Annotated in this window: 24 protein-coding genes and 1 pseudogene; 14 read left to right on the plus strand and 11 right to left on the minus strand. The window is 59.1% G+C overall.

The genetic code is table 11. From position 1 onward, the window contains the following. Positions 1-2: 2 nt before the first annotated feature. The 3 genes from A0U92_RS16085 to A0U92_RS16095 all read right to left on the minus strand — a co-directional run bounded on the left by A0U92_RS16085 (position 3) and on the right by A0U92_RS16095 (position 2659). Positions 3-374, minus strand: a complete 372-nt coding sequence (locus tag A0U92_RS16085; RefSeq protein WP_077813997.1) for a lipopolysaccharide assembly protein LapA domain-containing protein — start codon at positions 372-374, stop codon at positions 3-5. A 94-nt stretch (positions 375-468) separates the two neighbouring features. Further along, positions 469-1869 (minus strand): glycosyltransferase family 4 protein, encoded by a 1401-nt coding sequence (locus A0U92_RS16090; RefSeq protein ID WP_077813998.1) that lies wholly within the window; start codon positions 1867-1869, stop codon positions 469-471. Positions 1870-2119: 250 nt separating this feature from the next. Beyond that, positions 2120-2659 (minus strand): hypothetical protein, encoded by a 540-nt coding sequence (locus A0U92_RS16095; RefSeq protein WP_149026503.1) that lies wholly within the window; start codon positions 2657-2659, stop codon positions 2120-2122. A 247-nt stretch (positions 2660-2906) separates the two neighbouring features. Here A0U92_RS16095 and A0U92_RS16100 point away from each other — a divergent pair, with 247 nt between their 5' ends. Next, positions 2907-3296, plus strand: a complete 390-nt coding sequence (locus A0U92_RS16100) for a hypothetical protein (RefSeq protein ID WP_236748185.1) — start codon at positions 2907-2909, stop codon at positions 3294-3296. 70 nt (positions 3297-3366) lie between these two features. On the opposite strand, the gene A0U92_RS16105 is transcribed toward A0U92_RS16100, so the two are convergent. From A0U92_RS16105 to A0U92_RS16120, 4 genes are read right to left on the minus strand one after another with little or no spacing between them, the layout of a single operon-like run. Then, the gene (locus tag A0U92_RS16105) at positions 3367-3891 is read right to left on the minus strand and encodes a 6-pyruvoyl trahydropterin synthase family protein (RefSeq protein WP_077814001.1); all 525 of its coding nucleotides are present in this window, start codon (positions 3889-3891) and stop codon (positions 3367-3369) included. Next, positions 3884-4633, minus strand: a complete 750-nt coding sequence (gene queC / locus A0U92_RS16110; RefSeq protein WP_077814002.1) for a 7-cyano-7-deazaguanine synthase QueC — start codon at positions 4631-4633, stop codon at positions 3884-3886. The genes A0U92_RS16105 and queC overlap by 8 nt, the downstream gene beginning before the upstream one ends. Before the next feature lie 2 nt (positions 4634-4635). Beyond that, a complete protein-coding gene (queE, locus tag A0U92_RS16115) occupies positions 4636-5271 on the minus strand; it encodes a 7-carboxy-7-deazaguanine synthase (protein ID WP_077814003.1) in 636 nt (211 codons plus the stop codon). A gap of 42 nt (positions 5272-5313) precedes the next feature. Next, a complete protein-coding gene (locus A0U92_RS16120) occupies positions 5314-5637 on the minus strand; it encodes a YnfA family protein (protein ID WP_077814004.1) in 324 nt (107 codons plus the stop codon). Between the two features lie 245 nt (positions 5638-5882). Between A0U92_RS16120 and A0U92_RS16125 the strand changes: the two genes are divergently transcribed. Then, a complete protein-coding gene (locus A0U92_RS16125; protein WP_077814005.1) occupies positions 5883-6278 on the plus strand; it encodes a hypothetical protein in 396 nt (131 codons plus the stop codon). Between the two features lie 393 nt (positions 6279-6671). Here the strand turns inward: A0U92_RS16125 and hmpA are convergent, their stop codons facing one another. Continuing rightward, the gene (gene hmpA / locus A0U92_RS16130; protein WP_077814006.1) at positions 6672-7886 is read right to left on the minus strand and encodes an NO-inducible flavohemoprotein; all 1215 of its coding nucleotides are present in this window, start codon (positions 7884-7886) and stop codon (positions 6672-6674) included. A 121-nt stretch (positions 7887-8007) separates the two neighbouring features. Here hmpA and A0U92_RS16135 point away from each other — a divergent pair, with 121 nt between their 5' ends. From A0U92_RS16135 to A0U92_RS16165, 7 genes are all read left to right on the plus strand, one after another. Further along, positions 8008-8466, plus strand: a complete 459-nt coding sequence (locus tag A0U92_RS16135) for an Rrf2 family transcriptional regulator (protein ID WP_077814007.1) — start codon at positions 8008-8010, stop codon at positions 8464-8466. 96 nt (positions 8467-8562) lie between these two features. Next, on the plus strand, positions 8563-9441 hold the full coding sequence (locus A0U92_RS16140) for a metal ABC transporter solute-binding protein, Zn/Mn family (RefSeq protein WP_077814008.1): 879 nt from the start codon (positions 8563-8565) through the stop codon (positions 9439-9441). Next, positions 9441-10208 (plus strand): metal ABC transporter ATP-binding protein, encoded by a 768-nt coding sequence (locus A0U92_RS16145; RefSeq protein ID WP_077814009.1) that lies wholly within the window; start codon positions 9441-9443, stop codon positions 10206-10208. The genes A0U92_RS16140 and A0U92_RS16145 overlap by 1 nt, the downstream gene beginning before the upstream one ends. Before the next feature lie 72 nt (positions 10209-10280). Beyond that, positions 10281-11078, plus strand: a complete 798-nt coding sequence (locus A0U92_RS16150; RefSeq protein WP_077814010.1) for a metal ABC transporter permease — start codon at positions 10281-10283, stop codon at positions 11076-11078. 112 nt (positions 11079-11190) lie between these two features. Beyond that, positions 11191-11550 carry a hypothetical protein gene (locus A0U92_RS16155; RefSeq protein ID WP_077814522.1) on the plus strand — a complete coding sequence of 120 codons (360 nt, stop codon included), beginning with the start codon at positions 11191-11193 and terminating at the stop codon, positions 11548-11550. 171 nt (positions 11551-11721) lie between these two features. Next, on the plus strand, positions 11722-12411 hold the full coding sequence (locus A0U92_RS16160) for a Fe2+-dependent dioxygenase (RefSeq protein ID WP_077814011.1): 690 nt from the start codon (positions 11722-11724) through the stop codon (positions 12409-12411). A gap of 42 nt (positions 12412-12453) precedes the next feature. Next, positions 12454-13299 (plus strand): hypothetical protein, encoded by an 846-nt coding sequence (locus A0U92_RS16165; protein ID WP_236748186.1) that lies wholly within the window; start codon positions 12454-12456, stop codon positions 13297-13299. 124 nt (positions 13300-13423) lie between these two features. On the opposite strand, the pseudogene A0U92_RS16170 reads toward A0U92_RS16165, so the two are convergent. Continuing rightward, a pseudogene (locus A0U92_RS16170) lies at positions 13424-13652 on the minus strand (aldehyde dehydrogenase family protein); the annotation flags it as partial. 121 nt (positions 13653-13773) lie between these two features. Here A0U92_RS16170 and A0U92_RS17910 point away from each other — a divergent pair. After that, positions 13774-13950, plus strand: coding sequence for a hypothetical protein (locus A0U92_RS17910; protein WP_187668800.1), 177 nt, complete (start codon positions 13774-13776; stop codon positions 13948-13950). Between the two features lie 115 nt (positions 13951-14065). On the opposite strand, the gene A0U92_RS16175 is transcribed toward A0U92_RS17910, so the two are convergent. Continuing rightward, the gene (locus tag A0U92_RS16175) at positions 14066-14347 is read right to left on the minus strand and encodes an Rdx family protein (protein WP_077814013.1); all 282 of its coding nucleotides are present in this window, start codon (positions 14345-14347) and stop codon (positions 14066-14068) included. Between the two features lie 124 nt (positions 14348-14471). Here A0U92_RS16175 and A0U92_RS16180 point away from each other — a divergent pair, with 124 nt between their 5' ends. Both A0U92_RS16180 and A0U92_RS16185 read left to right on the plus strand, forming a co-directional pair. Beyond that, entirely contained in the window at positions 14472-15272 is an 801-nt protein-coding gene (locus A0U92_RS16180; protein ID WP_077814523.1) for a deaminated glutathione amidase, read from the plus strand. 218 nt (positions 15273-15490) lie between these two features. Beyond that, positions 15491-18013 carry an excinuclease ABC subunit UvrA gene (locus tag A0U92_RS16185; RefSeq protein WP_077814014.1) on the plus strand — a complete coding sequence of 841 codons (2523 nt, stop codon included), beginning with the start codon at positions 15491-15493 and terminating at the stop codon, positions 18011-18013. A 233-nt stretch (positions 18014-18246) separates the two neighbouring features. Here A0U92_RS16185 and A0U92_RS16190 read toward each other — a convergent pair whose 3' ends face one another. After that, entirely contained in the window at positions 18247-19449 is a 1203-nt protein-coding gene (locus A0U92_RS16190; protein ID WP_077814015.1) for a glycosyltransferase family 4 protein, read from the minus strand. Between the two features lie 99 nt (positions 19450-19548). Between A0U92_RS16190 and A0U92_RS16195 the strand changes: the two genes are divergently transcribed. Together A0U92_RS16195 and A0U92_RS16200 are read left to right on the plus strand one after the other, a co-directional pair. After that, complete coding sequence (locus A0U92_RS16195) at positions 19549-20490, plus strand: tetratricopeptide repeat protein (protein WP_236748187.1); 942 nt, start codon at positions 19549-19551, stop codon at positions 20488-20490. Positions 20491-20536: 46 nt separating this feature from the next. After that, positions 20537-21454: a glycosyltransferase family 9 protein gene (locus tag A0U92_RS16200; protein ID WP_077814525.1), complete on the plus strand. Its 918-nt coding sequence runs from the start codon at positions 20537-20539 to the stop codon at positions 21452-21454. The last annotated feature ends 24 nt before the right edge of the window (positions 21455-21478 follow it).

The following is a 21478-nucleotide window of genomic DNA, read 5'->3' on the forward strand; positions in this document are numbered from 1 at the left end:
CCTCAGACCCCCGAAGAGGATGACGGTGTAATCGGAGTAATGGACGTTATGACTGCCGGGGAAGCATTGGTTGCCATTGCAAGGCGGGCCTGCGCTTGCAGACGCTCAAGCTCGGCGGTCTGGCTGGCGACTGTGGCTTCCAGTTCCCTGTTGCGTGCCTCGGCCTTTCTGGCCCGGCGGCGCTGGTTCAGTTCACTGACCCAGACGCCAAAAGCGCCGAGCAGCAGGCCGCCAAAAGCGATCAGCAGGGCCAGCACGCCCACAGAGGAAGACCAGCTATAGGTCAGGAACCACATCTGCGAGGACTCCTGATTGCTCGCGGCAAACAGGATCAGAGCCAGAAGAAAGGGGACAAGCAGGATAAGACGAATCATGAAGCATTCGTAGCCCCAGCCGTCGCCGGGAGCAAGAAATGCTGTGTCTTTTACTTTTATGACAGGAGTGTGTTCTGCGGTGAACGTCAGGCTGTCAGGGCTGTTTCACGGCACAGAGCATCTGGAGCATATCCTGCGCCGCGAAGCTCCACGGTGTTTCCCTGAAGTCCCGCTCAACCCGTTTCGTCAGTTCCCCAAGTGTTTCGGCACCAAAGATAAGCCGCGTGATCTTTTCCAAGACATCGTTGAGATTGTCCGGGTCAAAATGCACGGCCAATCCTTGGCCAGCCTCCACCAGCGCCCCACGATCGGAAGACAGACAGGCCTTGCCCCGTGTCAGGCTTTCCGACACAGGCAAACCCCATCCTTCGTAAAAAGACGGCACGATCGTAAACAGCGCATGCCGGTAGAGCGTATCGAGCTGCGCGTCGGAAGGGCGCAGGATGAGCGTGATATGCCCTTCCAGAAAATTGCTGTTTCTGAGCTGTCCCATCAGGTCCTCCGCCAACCATCCCGGCGAGCCGACAAGGACCAGATGAGGAATGTCCTCAGGCCTGTGTTCACTCAGTAACCGCCGCCAGAGACGGAAGAGAAACACATGATTTTTGCGGACCTCCAGCGTCCCCACGGACAGGACGTAGGGATGATCCATGACAGACGCAGCATCATCTGCTTTCCGATCGGGGGGGCTCATGGCTCCCATCCTGACCGGCTGCGCGGCTACACCGGGAAACTGTTTCTCAAGATCATGACGGGTGGCGGTCGAGACAGAGAAAACCTGATCAGTGACTGGCAGGGTGGAGGTGAGCCAGCGTCTGAAAACACGGGGAAGACCTGCCGGACACCATTCCGGGTAAAGAAGTGGGATGATGTCATGCACCAGCAAACCAAACTTCACGCCGTGATGGTGACGATAATGGGTGATAAGCGCCCCATAATCGGGATGCGCCCAGGGTGCGCCGAGCGCCAGAATGATATCGTTCGGCGCAGGCAGGAAAGGTCGCCGCACTCTGCCGGCATCCTGTCGCCGGGCCTGACGGACGACGGAAAGAACGCCCCGCACCAGTGGCGGCATATCCCGCAGGACGGCTCTCTGGTGAACGGCCAGTTGCCCCAAAGGCACACGCACGGCTGCCGGAAGCTGCAGGACGAGACGCCTGAACAAAGAAGGAGCCGCGCGCTCCCCGGCCCCGGCGTGACCGGTCTCTCGGGAGCCTTGATCCTTACGGAGCCCGGAATATGTGGTGAGACGCCGGTAAAGCCCATCGACCTCTTCACCCGACACAATGACAAACCGGCGTCCATCCAGGCTGTGTCTCAGAAAGCCCACCCTGTGCGCCATGCCCGGCAGGGCGCGCATAGCGCACTGGATTTCAAAGGCCACCCGCTGGATACCGCTTGGACGGGTATTGGTCCGGCCATATTCCAGCAGATCCTCGACATCGAACCACACGTGTCCGGGTAGAGGCGCTGGTGAAAGAGGCGGGACTGGCATCGGCAGGTGTGTTTCCGTCGTCTGGTTGGAAACTGGATAATGGACCGGTTACGACGATACCAGAATGTCATAACCCGGGGCTCTACTCCACTCGTGCAGAAACACGCCATACTCGTTGAAGCAGGAGCCTCCGGGATCAGACTGCTTTCCCCGAACCCGGAGTTCCGCCGAACATGCTGACTGGCTGGAATCGGGATTCATTCTTCCGTTCAGGGAATGCCTTCTGAACGGGTCGGGATACAGAAGCGTGTCAGGCGTTCTGAAGACCGCGGGCGATGACGGCCTGAGCTGCGGCCGGAGAAAGACTCGCTTTGGCTGTGGTGGATACGCTCCCGATCAGCGCTTCAAGAGCCGGAAGGAGGGCGCTCACAGCCTGCACCATGACGTTGACCTGGGCCGGAAGCACCGACTGGAATGTCTGAAGAATGGTCACGGCCGCCGACGCTGCGCTTTCAGCTGTTGCAATCCAGTTATGGGCGACAGTCAGCGTTACGGTGGATGCGGCAGTCGCCGCGACTTCAGCTGTGACCGCGCTGACCTGTGTGATGGCCGCTGTGATTGTCGCTGAATTTTCCGTGCCAATGACACTGCTGACCGTGGCGGAATTCGCCATCTGGATCAGGCCGGATTCAATGCTGCTGACGATGGAGAGTACTTTTGTAACATTTACACTATAGGTCGTGTTGCCACCCGAAGACGTCACCGTACAGGCGGTCAGGGAGGCCATGGCGCCTGCGCCACTGACAGCAAGTCCGGCACGAAGCAGCGATCGACGGGAAAGATGGGACATGAAATCTCCAGAAATAAAATGAATCAGATAAAAATATGAGAGCTGTTTAAGATAACCGGGCACACGGCAGAGAGCAGGCTGCGGTTGCCAGCACACTGTACTTGTCCACAGAACAAAGGCGGAGAGGAGATTTGCCCGATCTTTACACATCGACGGTAACGGACCTTTTCTCCACCAGATCCTGCCGATAGAGTTCGGCACCGCTACCGGTCCAGCCCGATTGAAGGCCCCGATGAAAGGCTTGCACGTGAAGACTGCCCTGTCTCTTTTGGCGCTGACAGCGTTATCCCTTGCTGCGCCAGCGATGGCGGATGAAACCCTTACCTCCGCCGCGCAGAGCTCGGTCGCCAATGAACAGCTTCGCAAGGAGCTGGCCGTGCTCCAGTCAGATCCCGAACAGGCCAGCGAGGCGTGCGTCAACGCCATGAAGGAACTGCACGATACTCAGGGAAAGATTGCCGCCGCCGAGGAAAGGTCCAGTTCAGCCGACCTCACAGTGGCCAAAGACGTGCTCGAATCGAACTATGAAAACGCAATCGAGATGTGTGGCCCCGATGCACGCCGCATCTGCGCGACCCATGACCAGACGGCAAAACTGGCGCAGGCCTGCACCATTCTGAAAAATGATACTGACTGACCTGAAAAACCTATCCTGATCCTGAGAGGCTGATTTACAATAAAAATCGCGAGATTACGGAGCCGGATTTTTAGTCCGCAACACTCATGTCAGCACGCCGCCACCAGCACTGTTCGGCAGGCCTGGGTGTGGGGAGCATAGGCAGCGGATCGCCTGAAAACTCCACCGTGTTTGTCGGAGTTTCCTGTAACGTAATGGTCGTGCAGCGCAGGACGGCCCCATCGGCAATCAGCATCGCATCGAGCTTGGCTTTCAGCAGGCACGCCATCATCTCTGTGGTCGGATCACCCGGCGTCACAATAATCCGTTCAGCTCTCGCGGGTTCATGGGTGCGGAACCACGTTAGCAGCGGGTCGTCCTCAGCCAGTTGCAGGGCATGGTCCAGCTTCTCATCGACAAATCTGTGCCAGCCGCTTTTCGCGTGCTGAAACGAGACCGGCATATTGGCCACGCCATCGAGCGGCTTCAGGCTGATCGGCTCGAGCCGCACAGTGACGAATTCATTGTGACCATGCGGCAGGGCGCAACTCTCGCTCGCGCCATGGATCAGGCGATGCCCCATTGAAAAGCGCCGGGTGAAGATCAGATCAACCATGACTGTCGCTCCCGCTGCGCGTGTCCTCACTCAGCGCCTCGTAAGCAGACCAGCCCGCCTTGCGCAACTCGCAGGCCGGACAGACACCACATCCATGCCCCCATGCATGCAATGTGCCGCGCGTCCCGAGATAGCAACTGTGGCTTTCATGGTTGATCAGGGTCACCAACGGTTCGCCTCCCAGCGATTCCGCCAGTTGCCATGTCTGTGCCTTGTCGATCCACATCAAGGGGGTGTGCAGGACGAAACGCGTGTCCATACCAAGGTTCAGAGCAACCTGAAGCGCCTTGATCGTATCATCCCTGCAATCGGGGTAACCGGAATAATCTGTTTCGCAGACACCCGTGACAATGTGACGCAAGCCGCGCCGGTAGGCGAGCGCCGCGGCAAAAGTCAGGAAAACAAGATTGCGGCCAGGCACGAAGGTACTCGGCAGACCGGTTGCCGTCATCCGGATTTCGGTATCGCGGGTCAGAGCCGTGTCCGACACTTTCCCGAGAGCATCGAGTTCCAGCGTATGATCAGGGCCAAGACGGTCTTTCCAGTCCTCCTGAAGGGCCACCATGCCGTCACGCAGCGTGTCGCGGCAGGTCAGCTCCACGGCGTGACGCTGCCCGTAATCGAACCCGAGTGTTTCCACGCGGGGGAACCGGTCGAGCGCCCACGCAAGGCAGGTTGCCGAATCCTGTCCGCCGGAGAACACAACAAGCGCGCCATCTGATGCCGAGAGCTGGAGAGTCATGATCAGGGTATTCCGATGAGCTTATGAGTCTGCAGGGAAAGACGCCACCGGGGATGAGCGAGACAGTAGCGAACGACGGCGTCCGTATTGGCAATACGATCAGGCCCGTCCATTGGCTGCAACCAGAACTGACTGAAATCGAGCGCTGTCATATCAGCCGGATCGAACTCAGGCTGTGGATAGACCAGCTTCAGCTCATGCCCGCTTTTCTGAATCCACTCTGAACCGGCTTTCGGGCTGATACACAACCAGTCAATGCCGTCGGGCGCGACAATGGTGCCATTGCTTTCCACGGCGATCATGAATCCTTCCAGATGAACGGCCTCGATAAGCGCGGCATCAAGCTGGAGCAGCGGCTCTCCTCCGGTGAAGACCACAAACCGCTGGGCATGCTCCGGAAGCGCCCAGGTCTCCGCGATTGCCCTGGCAAGGGACGCAGCATCCGCGAAGCGACCGCCTCCGTCGCCATCCGTGCCGATAAAATCGGTATCGCAGAAACGACAGGTGGCTTTTTCCCTGTCAGCTTCACGGCCAGTCCAGAGATTGCAGCCGGAGAAACGACAGAAGACAGCGGCGCGGCCCGCCTGCCCCCCCTCTCCCTGCAACGTATGGAAAAGTTCCTTAACGGAGTAGCTCATGCGTGGTCATGTCGGACAAGATGGCGTGGATGGCAAGAGAAATCAGGTGTTATGCGGTGAAAGCAGGATGACGGCAGTACCTGCAAGGCACAGAACCACACCAATATAGTCAGCCCGGTCGGGTCGGATTCCTTCCACACTCCAGAGCCAGACGAGCGCTACGGCGATATAGATACCTCCGTAGGCAGCGTAGGAACGGCCCGCCGCATTCGTATTGATCAGGGTGAGCATCCACGCGAAAGCGACGAGAGAGGCGCAGCCAGGAAGCAGCCAGAAGATGGACCTGCCTTCTCTGAGCCATGCCCAGAATGAAAAACATCCTGCAATTTCAACGAACGCTGCGAGTGTGTAGATGATCAGGGACATAGCGCTCTCGTGATTAACAAACGATAAAACATACTTATTAAAATCCCCACGATAAAGACATCGTTAATATTTCGGCGGTATTTTCCCTTTCGCTATAACGGTTTTGTGGCGCTTTCTTGATGAACTAATAACATAAAAACCATTGGATTAACGGCCTATTATCTGTGTCGAAATCATCTGTTCTGATAGAAAAAAGATCAACGAGGCGATCAATGAAATCGCCAACACTAAAAGGAAACAAGTAAATGGCCGGAATGCGTGAACTCTCAGTATCTGAACTCAATACTGTTTCTGGTGGTTGCTGTCATTACTCTCAGCCTTCCTGTGGTGGAGCAAGCCAGGTATCGCTTTCCGGAATGATCGGCGCTTATGCAGGCTATCTGGCCGGAATGTACAATGTGGGCGCAGACTACTTCAACCACGCCTCCTGCTCGACCATCGCCAGCGCATGGCAGAATGTCGCAAGCGACGTCAAGACCGGCTACAGCATGGGCGCCAGCATGTCCGTAAGCGGTGCTCTCAATCTCCTGCAGCAGACCATTTCTTCCATCAACTCTGCTGTTTCGGTCAACAGATGTGGCTGGGTCGTCAGCGAGAACCTGATTGCATTTCCGGGATCACCTTCCAATTCGTTTGGTTGATTGATTTTACCAGATTTTTCCCTGCCGCCCTTTTCAGGGGGCAGGGAAAAATTTTCTGAATTCAAAAAATTTTAGAAACAAACGAACTCGTACATCCATCTAAATTGACAAATCTCTTTATCAGAATACGCTTTTCGCATTAAAAAATGCCGACACTATAATGTCTTCCTCTGCTCCCTGCATTTCCTCAGAGCCTGGAATCATACCGGACGTATTGAGACGCAGAGCACGCACAGGCTCGTCAGATGGGACTGCAATCAGTCTCAGCAGGCGGCAGGCCAAACCTGCCAGCTCCAAATCTGTCTTGCGAAACAGGCAGATTCCGATATGCGCCTCAAACGCGAAGAACGGCTTTCTGGACAGCCCGCGTTGTCCACGGGCTGACAGTTTTATTCAGGCGGCAGCGAGCAATGCGGCATCGTCAGCCGAGCCAAAAAACTCATAGCGGATATCAGCGACCGGAACGCCGGCGGCTTTAAGGGCATCCACCATGTCTTCCATGAAGGAATGCGGTCCACAGATACGATAGACCGTATTCGGACCGACCTGCGCCGCAATCCAGTCTTTCGCGACACGACCGGCATGATACCGCACGCCCGACTTGTCCAAAACGCCAGCGGGCACACCTGAACTGAAGAAAATATCAGCGTGCAACAGCCCGGCACCCGCCAGGTTCTGAATGTCCGCACTGAAAGCCTCGGTCTCCGCAGCATGCGTGCCATGGATGAAACGGACAGTCTTTTTCTCGTCGGGCGACAGGGCCTCCACAGCAGACATGAAGGGCGTCAGGCCGACGCCGGCGCTGATAAAGACGGTTTTCTGTTCCGTAGCAGGATCATACACAAAGTCGCCAGCCGGCGCTGACACCTGCAACCCGGCACCTTCGCGCGCCACATCATGAAACCATGAGGAAACGATTCCCCCTTCTTCCCGCCGCACGCTGATCCGATAGTAATCGGAAGAGGGTGCGGAGGAGATGCTGTAGTTGCGGCGCTGCGGACCATGCCCCGGAATATCCAGCATGAAGCTGAGATATTGCCCCGGCAGATGCTTCATCACCGGCCTGCCATCGGTCGGCACGAGTTCGAAGGAACGGATAAGGCTGCTTTCCTGTTTCACGGAGCGCACACGGAAGGAACGCCAGCCCATCCAGCCGCCGGGAGCAGCCTCGTGTTCGTCGTAAATCTGCTTTTCACGACCGATCAGCACATTGGCGAGGAACCAGTAGGCCTTGCCCCACGCTTCCATGATGTCCGGTGTGGCGGCGTCACCCAGCACATGTTCGATCGCCCCAAGGAGAGCCTTGCCGACATGCGGATAATGCTCAGGCAGGATGTTCAGCCCGACATGCTTCTGTGTGATCCGCTCAACCATACCGCCGAGAGCGCCGAGCGTATCGATATTGCGGGCATAGGCCAGCACGGCGAGCGCCAGAGCTTTGGGCTGCTCGCCATCCTTCTGGTGCGACATATTGAAGAGGTCGCGGATCTCGGGATCGGCCAGCAGGCGCTGATACATTTCCTTCGTGATATCCAGCCCATGGGCTTCAAGCGCCGGGACACAGGCCTTGACTATGGAGCGGGTCTTGTCGTCGAGAGGAGCGACCATGGGACATATCCTTTAAGGTGTCTTAACGAGTAATCTTTATATCCAGTTCCACTTAAGGTGTCAAATCAGGTTACCTTAAGTAGGGCTGACAAAGACGTCCCTGAAGGTTTATTGTTCCACGATGCGTCTTACCCAGCATTCCGATTATGCCCTCCGCGCCCTGGTCTTTCTGGCCAGCAATCCCGACCGGCTCTCCTCCATCCGTGAAATCGCCGAGATTTACGGTATTTCTGAAAACTACATGGTCAAGATCATCCACCGCCTTGGGCAGGGCGGGTTTATCGAGACAATCAGGGGACGGAACGGCGGCTTGCGGCTGGGACGACCGGCCGACTCCATCCGCATTGGAGACGTTGTGCGTTTTACGGAGGACGATTGCGCTCTGGTCTCCTGCATGCAGCAGGGGAATGATCAGAAAGGCACACCCCCTTGCCGGCTCATGCCCGACTGCGCCCTGCGCCATACGCTGGGCGAAGCGCTCGGGGCATTTTTCGCGGTGCTGGATAGCCGGACTCTCGCCGACATGGTCGGGCAGGAAGAGAGACGAAAACTCGCGCTGCCGACAGGTGTCGTTCCATAATGTCGCCTTCCGTTCAAGCGCACTGCGGGTCGGGCGTTCCAGCTTCGGCACAATCTCTATTGATATAGTATAACATTGCCTTTAGGGGTTTGTGCCATGCGCTTTCCCCTGCCTCCTGCCGCTGTTCTCGCTATGTGTTTCGGCGTGTTGTCATCCGGTGTCCTGCCCTCCTCTCAGGCCCACGCAGAGACGACGGATGTGACGCGCATTGTCGCCGCAGAGAATGTCTGGGGCGACATCGCCGCCCAGATCGGCGGTCCGGGTGTCGTTGTGGACAGCATTCTCAGCTCACCCGACATCGACCCGCATCTGTTTGAACCCTCCCCCGCAACGGCGCGGGATGTGGAGGCGGCCAGTCTGGTCATTCTGAATGGAGCCGGGCTTGATTCCTGGATGGACCGGATGGCCCATTCCAAATCCACAATCCGGGTTGCGTCGATTGCAGGGTGGCGGGACGGAGAAAATCCGCATTTCTGGTTCGACCCGGTTGTGGTCGACCATGTTGCACGGGACATCGCCCACCAGCTCCGGCTGGATTCCGGTTCATCGAGCGGTCTGACATCTTTTGAAAGCGACCTCGCCCGACTACAGACCCGGATTACCCGCCTGCGACAACGCATTCGTGGTATCCGGATTGCCGCCACCGAACCCCTGGCGGGACGCCTGACAGACGAGCTGGGGCTGGTTACGGGAAACAGCGCGTTCCAGCTCGCCGTGATGAACGATGTCGAACCTGGTCCGGCCGTTGTCGCAGAGTTCGAGGATGACCTGAAAAACGGCCGGATCAGACTGCTGATCTATAACCGTCAGACCATGACACCTTCCGCTTCCCGCCTGCTGGACGTCGCCAGAGGCGCTGGCGTGCCCTGCATGACACTGACCGAGACCCTGCCGCCGGGACTGCACTGGCAGGACTGGATGACCCGCATTCTCGACGAGATTGAAAGCCATCTCCTGAAATCCGACCAGCACTGATGCGGACAGAGGCAATACGCTGCGAGCATGTGACTGTAGAGCGGAGCGGAAAGACCGTACTGGCCGATATGTCCCTGTCCATCCCGGCAGGGCAGTTCGTCGGCCTGTTCGGGCCGAATGGAGCAGGGAAAACCACCTTTCTGCGGACCCTGATGGGATTGCTGCCTCTTCAGCAGGGACATCTCAGCGTGCTGGGACAACCACCCGGCGCACGTACGGCGGACATCGGCTACATGCCGCAGAACCGGAACGCCAACGGAGCCTCCCTCACAGGCTGGGATCTGCTCGCCTCCGGCATGTCCGGCAACCGCTGGGGTCTGCCATGGCTCTCCCATGGCGACAGGCTGTCCATTCAGGAAGCCCTGGATATTGCGGACGCCACCGATCTGGCCGCCCGGCGTCTGGGTGAACTTTCGGGGGGCGAGAGACAGCGGCTGCTGATCGCTCAGGCGCTGATCGGCTCACCCCGGCTGCTGCTGCTTGATGAGCCTCTGGCCAGTCTTGATCCGGTCCGTATGCGCGACATCGCGGAGCGTCTGGGCGCCCTCGTGAAGCAGCGCGGCATGACGGTGCTGTGCTCCGCCCATGACATCAATGCCCTGATGGGCGTCATGGACTCCGTGCTTTACGTCGCCAGAGGGCGCGCCCGACTGGGAAATGTGGATGAAGTGATGACGACGGACACCCTCTCCGCACTCTATGGCGCGCCGGTTGAGGTCTGCCGCACGCCATCGGGACGCCTGCTGGTGAGCGCGGACGTCCTGTGATGCCTGTCCCGCGACAGCAAGCCCCGACATTGCCCGGCACGCTGCGCCACGGCGTCACAACAGGCGGTTCCGATGCTTGATTATGACTTCATGCGGATGGCGTTCGCCGCCTCTGTCCTCGTGGCGCTGCTTGCCGGTCCCGTCGGCTGGTTCCTTGTCCTGCGTCGTCAGAGTTTTGCCGGACACGCGCTGGCGCATATCGCCTTTGCAGGGGCGGCGGGAGCCGCACTCGCGGGCTGGCCGCCGCTGGTCGGGCTTTTCGCATCATCCATTCTGGCGGGCGGCGCAATGGGTCTCCCGGACCAGAAAGCTGCCGAACGGGACGTCGCCATCGGTCTGGTTCTGTCGCTCGCCATGGGCTGCGGGGTGCTGTTCCTCCACCTCATGACGCGTTCGGCTTCCGTGGCGAATGCTCTTCTGTTTGGCAATGTGCTGGGGGTAAGCCCGCAGACGCTGCTTTCCCTGACAGGTTTCACGCTGACGGGTCTCGGCGGACTGGCGGTCCTGTCGCGTCCGCTGCTGTTCGCCAGTCTCCAGCCGGAACTGGCGGAGGCGCGGGGAGTAAGGGTGCGGCTGGTGTCGACCCTGTTCCTGATGCTGGTCGGAGCGGCAACAGCCGAAGCGGCTCAGATAACCGGGGTTCTGCTCGTCTTCACCCTTATGGTAGGACCGGGCGCCACGGCGCATCGGCTTGGACTGTCCCCGCTGGCGGGCCTCGCCTGCGCGACCCTTCTGGCTGTAGCCGAAGCGTGGAGCGGACTGGCGCTGTCGTGGTGGACGGACGCACCGGTCTCCTTCTGGATCGCCCTGCTGAGCACGCTGACTTTCCTTGTTGCGGGCCTTCTGGCGAACTTGCGGCGCAGATCGTGAAAGCCTTCCGGAGCACACGCCCATGCAGCCTTTCGATCAGCGTATCTTGCGCAGGCACCGGAAAATTGGGACAAGCGGCATGATGGATCGGGTTGTTCAGAAGGAACGGCGAATGCGCGGAACCCAGTGGCGTATGTGGAGCGCGGCAGCGCTGGTTGGTGGAATGCTGACGGGGGTTTCCACGGGCGCTCTGGCACAGGGCGCTCCTGATGAGGAGAAAGCCGCAGCACCCGACATGCATGAACTGGCCTCGCGCTTCAATGCGACCCGCGTCAAGAAAGATTACAGCTATATTCACCGCCCTCCCGGTGACAAGGTCGTGGAGCAGCCTGATATGGACCGGCTGCTGTTCTGGACCAAAGGCGGCCAGCCGGACGGTTATGCCCAGAGGCGTGGGGACAGCGTGATCTATTACGACGCCGGTGGACAGGCCGTGCGCGTTCAGCGACTGGCGCCGGGTGAAGGGGACTGATCTGTCCTTGTCTGGCGGCTCGCCTGATCCGATCCTGATCAGACGCCGGAGCGCTGCCCGAAGGGTCGACAGGACAGATATCCTGCTTCCGCTCTGACATCGTGCCGGGACAGATCGGTCCGCAACCAGACCGAGCACCTCACCCACTGACCTCACCGATGGACGTGACCAATGCTTCTGCATATTCCCAAAGTTCTGAATACCGAGGAACTGGCGCAGTGCCGGGCCGTCATGGACACAGCCGACTGGAGCGATGGAAAAGTGACAGCCGGGCAACAGTCGGCCAAGGCGAAAAACAACCTGCAACTGCCACTCAACCATCCCGAACACCGCACTCTGGCCGATCTGGTGCTGAGAGCGCTGGGGCGCAATCCGTTGTTCAACAGCGCGGTCATCCCCCTGCGCGTCGTCCCTCCCCTGTTCAATCGCTATGACCCGGACATGGAATTCCGGGCGCATGTGGATAACGCCGTGAGACCTATTCCCGGTTCGGGAGGCATGCGGATCCGCACGGATGTATCCTCCACCCTGTTCCTCAATGATCCTGAGGATTACGAGGGAGGCGAACTGGTCATTTACGATGAATCCGGCACACGAGAAGTCAAACTTCCTGCGGGTGACATGATCGTTTACGACACCACTGTCCTGCATTCCGTGGAGCCGGTGACGCGCGGCAGCCGGCTGGCCTCCTTTTTCTGGACGCAGTCCATGGTGCGGGACGAAAGCCGGCGGCGCGTTCTGTTCACTCTTGATCAGCAGATCATGGACCTGCGTTCCCGCCTCCCGGACGATGATCCTGCCATTCTTGGTCTGGTCAATGTGTATCACAACCTCATGCGGCAATGGTGCGATGTGATGTAGCCTTGAAAAATCAAAATATTCCCCGGATGATTTTTCCGTTTCGTGAGTGAGGTGATGGTTCCAGACGCGATGTCCAGATTTTCCGACCAGCAGTTAAACAGACTGTTTGAAGTCATTCTGATCAATGACGTCGCGGAGGATCATGTCACTCTTCCGGAGACCATCCCGTCCTCTTTCACAGATGGCGTTGTCAGGGACTGCTTTGATCTCAGTCACGAACTCTGGGCGCGACAGGTGGACCGGAGAGAACTGCTTTCCCTCGTCGATCACCTTATCATCTCCGCCACTCTCAATTCAAAAGAACGCGTAAGTTTCAAGCATATACGGGCAAAATTCAAACATATGCGTTTCGCATGTGTGCTTTATACAACCCGCCATCAATGCCCGATCCTGTTCAAGAGCATGACCACGCTGATGGGACATGCGCAGGATGCCTTCCGCAATGGCCACTCTCTGAAAACACGTTTCTATGCAGTGGCCCTGCGCATGATGATCATCACACCTTACTGGCACATGATGGCGCGAGAATTATCAAAGATGAATCTGGAAACCGGAGCCGCTTTTGAGCAGTTTCTGCGTCGTCAGGTCAGCGCACTTTCCGCCAGCCTGCGCGAAGACAGCCTGACAGCCCACCGTTTCCATGCACTCCGCAAGATTGTCAGTCGACAGGTTTCATTTTTTGACGATTACAGAACTATTTTCCCAAACAGTCAGGCTGATGCAATCGCACGTTATCTCAGCGATCTGAATGGCCGTATGGGACGCATCCATGACGGGCTTGTCCTGAAACATGCTGCAGGTGAAGAGGATTATCATACCTGTCGTTTTCCTCTTGATTCTTCGTTGAGAGAAAAACTGAACCGACTTGCACGTCAGTACCTTGAATAAGGGTGTTTAAAGTTTTCGTCTTCCTGTCATATTCCATTTGAAGTTTATAAAAAATTCTGAAATTTATTGAATTTACTATAAAACAGACATGATGGCGCGATTTACAGATTACCCTACCGTTACACAGTTTTCCCATTTCCAGTGTGCCGGGGCGGGCATATTTATCAATGTCTCGGCGCAGAATTGCCGCCGCAGCATTCATGACTTTCGCACGCTCGGCATAAGGATGTGTCACGCCGGACTTCGAAGGCGGCACGTGCCTCGTCGAGAGCCGCCTGCACTTCTGCATCGGTGACATCAGGAAAAGTCGCGGCAACTTCGTTGATATAGGGATTGGTTGTGGCGTAAGCCATTTCAGTCTGACCTTGATCCGGCACGGTTGGTCTTTATCGACAAAACCGCCGTCTCGACGAAGATGGGCGGCCTGCACGGACGGTCACGTCGCAGCCCGCGCTGTCGGATGTCTCTGCCCCCATGCATTGGCAAACCACGATGTTCACCGACGGGTTGCGCCTGTCCGGCATGACTGCGCCGATGATGCTGGATGGCCCGATGACCGGCGGATGCTTCGCCGCCTACGCCCGCAAGGTGCCTGCTTCAACGCTTCTGCCTGCACACAAGAGTGTTGAAGGGCGCAAGGCAGCCAGTTGAGATGGCCCTGCTATGCTACTGACGGCTTCCCTTTTCCCGGCGAGCCATATTCTGATTCCCGGCCCGGAACCGCCGCAAGAGCAGGCCCCGCAACCGCGTGCCAATGCTCCGGCCCCTACCGGTCAACATGCCCGAGGTCGCGTTCCGGAGCGATTACATCGCGGACCTTCTTTTTCAGCTCCTTCGGGCCGGGAAAACCACCATCCCGCACACGCTCCCAGACCAGAACACCGTTCACGGTGATCTCGAATTTTCCGCCGGTATCAGGACACAGCGCCACTTCGGACAGGTCCGTCCCGAACGTGGACAGAAGCTCCTGCGCCATCCATGCCGACCGCAGAAGCCAGTTGCACTGTGTGCAATAGCGGATCAGAACCCGGTGTGCCGCTTCAGTCATGCAAAACATCCTCCCTGGCGGGCAGGGCGGATATTTTGCCCTTTTGCCGCAATACATCGTAGAAACTCCTGATCGGAGATACCACTCCCCTGATGCTCTCGGGGCTGCCAGAAAGATCACGTCCATGAAAGTCGCTCTCGGACAGTTCGCCGTCGCTCCGGAATGGAGCGCCAATCTTACGCAGTGCGTGTCGCTGATCGACAAGGCCGCGGCGGAAGGAGCAAAGCTTCTTGTCCTGCCGGAGAGCATCATCGCGGCGGACATGAACGATTCCCGCATCACTGTGCGCACGGCGCAGCCTCTTGATGGTCCCTTCGTCACCGGCCTGATCGACGCGCTGGCGGGCAAGGATCTGACGGTCATCTGCTGCATCGCAACGCCGGACGCATCCGGGCTGACACATAACTGCCAGATCGTGCTCAATGCGTCCGGTCTGGTCGCCAGCTATCGCAAGCTGCATCTCTACGACGCCTTCAGCATGAAGGAATCGAACGATTATATTCCCGGCAAGGAACTGCCGCCCATCGTTCAGGTGGGGGACATCAGGGTCGGGCTGATGACCTGTTATGACGTCCGTTTCCCGGAGGTGGCCCGTTCGCTCGCCGTGCGCGGAGCCGATCTGCTGACGGTGCCGGCCGCCTGGGTGCGCGGGCCCGGGAAGGAATGGCACTGGGAAGTGATGGTGACAGCGCGGGCGCTGGAAAACACCTGCTACGTGGCCGCCGTCGGTGAGTGCGGGCCGCGCAATATCGGGTGCAGCATGATGGTCGATCCGCTGGGTGTGGCGGTCGCCCGTGCGGGTATCGCGCCGGATCTGATTTTTGCAGAAGTGGACCTCGAACGGATTCGTAAGACCCGTGAGGTGCTGCCAGTGCTTGCCAACCGTCGCTTCAAGGATCCTGAGCTTGGACAGAGTGGCGCGTAGATGTTTCTGCCTTGTCCAGAATTCAATTGAGAGGAACTCATCTTTTTCTGAAGAAAAAGAAGCAAAAAGACTTTGATTTTTAGGGAATCAATTTTCTCGGCAGCATTACTTTCCAACGTAAAAAAGTTTTTTGGTTCTTTTTTCCAAAAAAGAACAGGAAACAGCACTCATTTCGATTCTGTCCTTAGAAACAGACAACTTATGAAACCGGAGCCATCATGGACACGCTGAACGAGACGAAAGACCTGATCCGGAGCCGGGATGACGGCTTCGTCCATGTTCGGGGCGCACGCGAGCACAATCTGAAAAACGTCAGTGTAGATCTGCCGCGTGACAGTCTTGTGGTATTCACCGGCGTTTCCGGTTCCGGCAAGTCCTCGCTCGCGTTCGGTACGCTCTATGCCGAGGCGCAGCGTCGTTATCTTGAATCCGTCTCACCTTACGCGCGCCGCCTGTTCCAGCAGATGCCGGTGCCGGACGTGGACAGTGTGGACGGTCTGCCGCCTGCCATCGCCCTCCAGCAACAGCGTGGCGGCAGTTCGGGACGATCGTCTGTCGGCAGCATCACGACGCTCTCCAATCTTCTGCGGATGCTCTACTCCCGCGCAGGCACCTATCCGGAGGGCATGGGGCGTCTGGAAGCGGAATCCTTCTCGCCCAATACGCCGATGGGAGCCTGCAAACGCTGTCACGGGCTTGGCCGCATCCACGATGTGACGGAAGCAAGCATGGTGCCGGACGCATCCCTCAGCATCCGCGACCGGGCCGTCGCGTCATGGCCGACAGCATGGCAGGGACAGAACCTGCGCGACATCCTCATCACCAGGGGCGTCGATGTGGATTGTCCGTGGCGGGATCTGCCGAAAAAGATACGTGACTGGATTCTGTTCACTGACGAAACACCAACCTATCCGGTTTATCCCGGCTTCACGCACGAACAGGTGCAGCGCGCCATCGCCCGTGGACTGGAGCCGGGCTATCAGGGCACGTTCACCGGCGCACGTCGCTACATTCTTCAGACATTCGCCAACTCGCAGAGCGCCATGATGCGCAAGCGGGTCGAGGCGTTCATGACCTCCACTGACTGTCCGGAATGTCACGGTCAGCGTCTGAACGCCGGGGCGCTGCGCATAATGTTCGGCGGGTACAACATCGCGGCCATGACGGCCCTGCCGCTGGAAACCATCGCCGGAACATTGCGGGCATCGGTTGACGCGAACCCGGACGAAGATGCGACCGCCATTGCCGCCGGTCGGATTGTCGAGGACATGATCGCACGTATCGGCGTGCTGGAAGACCTTGGGCTGGGCTATCTGCAGATGGATCGTGGCGTACAGACGCTTTCGCCCGGCGAGTATCAGCGCCTGCGTCTCGGCACACAGATTCACTCCAATCTGTTCGGTGTCGTTTATGTGCTGGACGAACCTTCAGCGGGGCTGCATCCCGCCGATACACAGGCGTTGCTTGCTGCGCTTGACCGCTTACGCAATGCCGGAAATTCTCTTTTCCTTGTCGAACATAATCTCGATATTGTCCGCAATGCGGAGTGGGTGGTGGATGTCGGTCCGCAGGCAGGCACCCGTGGCGGCGAGGTGCTGTATTCCGGGCCTCTTGCGGGACTGAAGGACGTCGAGGGTTCCCGCACGCGGGATTACGTCTTTGCCGCCACTTCAGAGGTGCATCATACGCCACGCAAACCATCCGGATGGCTGAAACTGGATGAGATTAACTGGAACAATCTGAACGGCCTTTCTGCTTCGTTCCCACTCGGGGCGTTCACGTCCGTCACCGGCGTGTCGGGTTCCGGAAAATCCTCGCTGGTCAGTCAGGTTCTCACAACCGTCGTCGCCAGGGCGTTGGGGCAGGCGTTGCCGGAAGCGGACGAGGAAGAGAACGCGCTTGTCTCGTCGGCTCATGCAGGGGAACCGGAGGGGCGTATTGTAGGAGGGCTGGAGGTCATCAAACGCCTTGTGGTGATCGACCAGAAACCTATCGGGCGCACGCCCCGCTCAAACCTTGCGACCTATACAGGTCTTTTCGATACGATCCGCAAGCTTTACGCCGGAACGGAACTGGCGCGGAAACGCAAATACGATGCGGGTCATTTCTCCTTCAACCTTCCGAAAGGTCGTTGCCCGACCTGCGAAGGAGCAGGATCGACCATGGTGGAGCTGCTGTTCCTGCCGAGCGTCTATGCACCGTGCCCCGCCTGTCACGGTGCGCGCTACAAGCCGGAGATTCTGGAAGTGACCTATCGCGAAAAATCCATCGCCGATGTGCTCGACATGAATGTCGATGCGGCCTGCGTATTTTTTGCCGAGGATGCCGGTCCGGCGCAGGCATTGACCACGCTTCAGCGCGGTGGTCTCGGACACCTGAAGCTCGGCCAACCCGCAACGGAACTCTCGGGAGGCGAAGCGCAGCGGATCAAGCTGGCGACGGAACTGCAAAAGCAGCGTCGTGGTCACACGCTTTACGTTCTAGATGAGCCGACGACCGGCCTGCACCCATCGGACGCGGACCGGCTGATGGATCATCTCCACGAACTGGTGGATGGCGGCAACACCGTGATCGTCGCGGAACACGATATGCGTCTGGTGGCGCGGGGCGACTGGGTGATCGATCTCGGACCGGGCGCGGGTAATAAAGGCGGTCACATCGTGGCGGAAGGTACGCCGCCAGTAGTCGCGCACAGGGAGGGAAGCGTCACAGCGCCATTTCTGGCGCGCTATACGGGATAGGAAAACGAAGCAATTTTGTCCCATTCACGCACTCAACACCTTTTTTGGCATGACATGGCGGCACTCCCTCGTCCTGAAGCCGCGCTCTTGCTCATGTCTTTGGAGAGTGGCCCGCCAATTGAAGCAAGGAACCTCTGCCGGCCTTCTCGAAGATTGCGGCAATGCTGATTTGTCCTGCGACAGATATGGGACCGCGTCCCTTTGTGGGGCATGGAGCAAAGCTCCGAACTTTTCTATTCCCCGCCGCCCTGCTCCACAAAACGTCCGGCCAGATCTCCCCCCAGCATTTCATCGTAGACCGCCAGCGTCGCCCGCTGCATGGACCGGGTCGTATAATGCTCCAGCACATTGAGGCGGGCTGCACGACCCAACGCCATACGCTCCTCATCCGTCGCCTCCAGAGTGGCGGCGATCATTTCCGCAAGAACACGCGCATCTCCAGGCGGAAACAGCAGACCGGTTTCGCCATGCCGGACCGTCTCCACCGCAGCGCCATGAGCCGAAACAATGACCGGACGCGCCATCGCCTGCGCCTCAACCACCACGCGTCCGAACGGCTCAGGCCGCAGGGACGGCACAACCACCATTTCGGACAGGGCAAGGGCCGCGGGCATATCCGAGCAATGGCCGCCGAAACGGACATGCGGCGTCAGACCGAGTTCGACGGCACGCGATTCAAGCTGGGCCGGAAAGGTCGATTTCTCCGGCGTCTCTCCCGCGAAAACGCAGACCCACGGTCGCGTCGTCCACCTCTCCCGTATCATGATGGACAGCGCTTCCAGCAGCAGCCCCTGCCCTTTCCATTCCGTCAGCCGCGCCGGCATGAGAATGATCGCAGCCCCGTCATCCTCGATGTTCCATGAATTCAGAACGGTGCCGACCCGGTCCCCCCGCACGTTCTCAGGGTCGAACTGCACCGTATCCGCACCCCGCGGGATGGTGCGAAGACGATCCTCCCCAACCGCGTATTCCCGCCTCAGTCGATCCGCGATAAACTGGCTGATGGCGATGACGCGGTCGCCTGCGGCCAGCACGGCGTTATAGGCCCTCTTGCCCCGGAAGTTCGCGTTATGGACCCCGTGCCACGTGGTGATGAAGGGAATCTTGCGGGACCGGCAGGCCAGCTTCGCCGCCCACGCAGGCGCGCGCGAACGGGCATGGACCAGACTGACCTTTTCCTTCCTGATGATCGCCCTGAGTTTCCGGGCATTCCGCAGAATGGCGAAAGGCGACTTCCGGCCCAGTTCCAGCGGGATATGTCTGCCGCCATAATAAGCGATCATCGGGGCCAGCCGCCCTTCCGCGCTGGCGACAAGCGGCGTCCCACCAGCCTTTGCGATGGCCTGCACCATTTCAACGGTGCCCCGTTCCACACCGCCCGCATCAAGGGCCGGCAGAACCTGAAGAATGACTGGCCTACGAGTTAACGCATTCATAATTTTCGCGGATAGCACGGACCAGCCGATCCCGCACCTTGGTTGTCTCTTTTTCGTTCGGCCTTGACCGCAACGCCATCCCTGCCCTCAATGGTTCTCATGACTGGTCCGGCCTCTTCCCCGTCTCTGGTTTCCGAACCTCTGCTTTCATCACATATGACGGCAGGGCAGAGAAAATCCGCCCACCTTTCGGGCAGTCCGACAGCAACGACCCTTATGCTGCTCGCCTCCCTGACGACCGGCGCCTGCGCAGCCCGCGCCGCAGCAACCGTCGCACAGCCCCCGTTTGTCCTGTCCGAATGCCTCGCCCTTCTGGATGACGACCCCTCGGATGTGGACGATTACGTGTCGAGCCACATGGCTACCGGCAACGAACGGGCGATCGGACATTGCAGGGCGATCGCAGACGTCATGACCGGAGACGCCCTCGCCGGAGCAGAGCAGCTCGATCATCTGGCACATGAAGCAGCCAGACACGAAGCGGGTGCGGATGATGATTCCACGGAGGAACGGGCCAATGTCGCCGCCGATGCGGCCCGAGCCTGGTTCGCTGCCGCCATGCCCGGCAAAGCCGCCGACGCCGCTGGATATGGACTGACCCTGACGCCGGAATCCATCGTCCTCCTCCTGCTGAAAGACCGGGCGCTCCTTCAGCTGGACCAGCCTCAGACCGTCATCCGGGATCTGACGCCGCTCGCCGACAACCCGCTTCTCGCGGCGGAGACGCACAGGCTGAAAGCCATGGCGGAAGTTCAGACCAATGCGCTGACGCAGGCGAAAACCGATATTGAGCAGTCTCTGGCGCTGGAACCTGATGACACAACCTCCCTGCTTGAACGTGGCATCATCCGTCAGCGCCTGAACAACCCGGAAGGCGCGCGCTCCGACTGGGAAAAGGTCGTCTCGCTTGAGCCGGATTCGCATGAGGCCGATCTGGCGCGGCAGGACCTGACGGTTCTCGCCTCTGATCCGGACGCGCTTCCGCCGAGCGACGCGACCGGCCATGCCTCTGTCGCGTCTCTTCCTCCAGACGCCCACTGATATGCCGCTCTGGCGTGAAAGGGCAGGGCAGGGCAATCTGCCACCCATGGCGCGCATTCTTGTCATCCGCCTCAGCGCCCTCGGCGATTTCGTGCAGAGCTTCCCTGCCTTCGCCGCTATCCGCGCCCATCATCCGGACGCCTCCATCACCCTGCTGACGACAGCGCCGTTCCGTGCGCTTGCCGAAGCCAGCCCGTGGTTCGACCGGATCGAGATCGATACCCGTCCGAAAATCACCGACCTCCGGGGCATGAAGCGGCTCCGGCGGCAGTTGAGCGTTTTCGACAGGATCTATGACCTCCAGACCTCGGGCCGTTCCAGCGGATACCGTCGCCTTGCCGGAAGGGCGGACTGGTCCGGTATCGGAGGCAATGGCACTCTTTCCCACACCAATCCCAGCCGCACTCTCATGCACACCCGCGCCCGCCAGCGCGACCAGCTCCGGACGGCGGGACTTGCGGAGGTGCCGGAGGTGGCCGACCTCGGCTGGCTCACGGCACAGGGCTCCCGGTTTACCACACAGCTCATCACGCCCTATGCCGTCATCGTGCCGGGAGCAGCGCCGCATCGGCCGGGCAAGAGATGGTCAGCGGAACGCTATGGTGCATTGGCCTCCCATCTTGCGGCGACGGGACTGACGCCGGTTGTCATCGGCAGCGGTGCGGACACACCTCTGGCGGCCGTCATTCAGTCAGTCTGCCCCGAGACCGTTGACCTGACAGGAAAGACGTCCATCCCTGATCTGGGCGGCATCTGCGCGGGAGCCATGATCGCCATCGGCAATGATACCGGCCCGATGCACCTTGCCGCCGCCGTTGGCTGTCGCTGCCTTGTGCTGTTTTCGGCGGAGAGCGATCCCGGCCTTACGGCCCCCATCGGACGGTCTGCCGGGCAGGTTCGTGTGCTCCGGGTGCACGATATGGCAACTCTTTCCGTGGATAGGGTTGTCTCCGCCCTCGGCTGACGCCATTAAAGTCGGCTTTTCCCA

It is taken from the genome of Acetobacter aceti, from assembly GCF_002005445.1.
Classification (GTDB): Bacteria; Pseudomonadota; Alphaproteobacteria; order Acetobacterales; family Acetobacteraceae; genus Acetobacter; species Acetobacter aceti_B.

Excerpts from the sequence above, each read along its gene's own strand:
- A0U92_RS16085 (WP_077813997.1), bottom strand. The coding sequence starts at position 374 with ATGATTCGTCTTATCCTGCTTGTCCCCTTTCTTCTGGCTCTGATCCTG.
- A0U92_RS16090 (WP_077813998.1), bottom strand. The coding sequence starts at position 1,869 with ATGCCAGTCCCGCCTCTTTCACCAGCGCCTCTACCCGGACACGTGTGG.
- A0U92_RS16095 (WP_149026503.1), bottom strand. The coding sequence starts at position 2,659 with ATGTCCCATCTTTCCCGTCGATCGCTGCTTCGTGCCGGACTTGCTGTC.
- A0U92_RS16105 (WP_077814001.1), bottom strand. The coding sequence starts at position 3,891 with ATGGTTGATCTGATCTTCACCCGGCGCTTTTCAATGGGGCATCGCCTG.
- queC (WP_077814002.1), bottom strand. The coding sequence starts at position 4,633 with ATGACTCTCCAGCTCTCGGCATCAGATGGCGCGCTTGTTGTGTTCTCC.
- queE (WP_077814003.1), bottom strand. The coding sequence starts at position 5,271 with ATGAGCTACTCCGTTAAGGAACTTTTCCATACGTTGCAGGGAGAGGGG.
- A0U92_RS16120 (WP_077814004.1), bottom strand. The coding sequence starts at position 5,637 with ATGTCCCTGATCATCTACACACTCGCAGCGTTCGTTGAAATTGCAGGA.
- A0U92_RS16125 (WP_077814005.1), top strand. The coding sequence starts at position 5,883 with ATGGCCGGAATGCGTGAACTCTCAGTATCTGAACTCAATACTGTTTCT.
- hmpA (WP_077814006.1), bottom strand. The coding sequence starts at position 7,886 with ATGGTCGCTCCTCTCGACGACAAGACCCGCTCCATAGTCAAGGCCTGT.
- A0U92_RS16135 (WP_077814007.1), top strand. The coding sequence starts at position 8,008 with ATGCGTCTTACCCAGCATTCCGATTATGCCCTCCGCGCCCTGGTCTTT.
- A0U92_RS16140 (WP_077814008.1), top strand. The coding sequence starts at position 8,563 with ATGCGCTTTCCCCTGCCTCCTGCCGCTGTTCTCGCTATGTGTTTCGGC.
- A0U92_RS16145 (WP_077814009.1), top strand. The coding sequence starts at position 9,441 with ATGCGGACAGAGGCAATACGCTGCGAGCATGTGACTGTAGAGCGGAGC.
- A0U92_RS16150 (WP_077814010.1), top strand. The coding sequence starts at position 10,281 with ATGCTTGATTATGACTTCATGCGGATGGCGTTCGCCGCCTCTGTCCTC.
- A0U92_RS16155 (WP_077814522.1), top strand. The coding sequence starts at position 11,191 with ATGCGCGGAACCCAGTGGCGTATGTGGAGCGCGGCAGCGCTGGTTGGT.
- A0U92_RS16160 (WP_077814011.1), top strand. The coding sequence starts at position 11,722 with ATGCTTCTGCATATTCCCAAAGTTCTGAATACCGAGGAACTGGCGCAG.
- A0U92_RS17910 (WP_187668800.1), top strand. The coding sequence starts at position 13,774 with ATGCATTGGCAAACCACGATGTTCACCGACGGGTTGCGCCTGTCCGGC.
- A0U92_RS16175 (WP_077814013.1), bottom strand. The coding sequence starts at position 14,347 with ATGACTGAAGCGGCACACCGGGTTCTGATCCGCTATTGCACACAGTGC.
- A0U92_RS16180 (WP_077814523.1), top strand. The coding sequence starts at position 14,472 with ATGAAAGTCGCTCTCGGACAGTTCGCCGTCGCTCCGGAATGGAGCGCC.
- A0U92_RS16185 (WP_077814014.1), top strand. The coding sequence starts at position 15,491 with ATGGACACGCTGAACGAGACGAAAGACCTGATCCGGAGCCGGGATGAC.
- A0U92_RS16190 (WP_077814015.1), bottom strand. The coding sequence starts at position 19,449 with ATGAATGCGTTAACTCGTAGGCCAGTCATTCTTCAGGTTCTGCCGGCC.
- A0U92_RS16195 (WP_236748187.1), top strand. The coding sequence starts at position 19,549 with ATGACTGGTCCGGCCTCTTCCCCGTCTCTGGTTTCCGAACCTCTGCTT.
- A0U92_RS16200 (WP_077814525.1), top strand. The coding sequence starts at position 20,537 with ATGGCGCGCATTCTTGTCATCCGCCTCAGCGCCCTCGGCGATTTCGTG.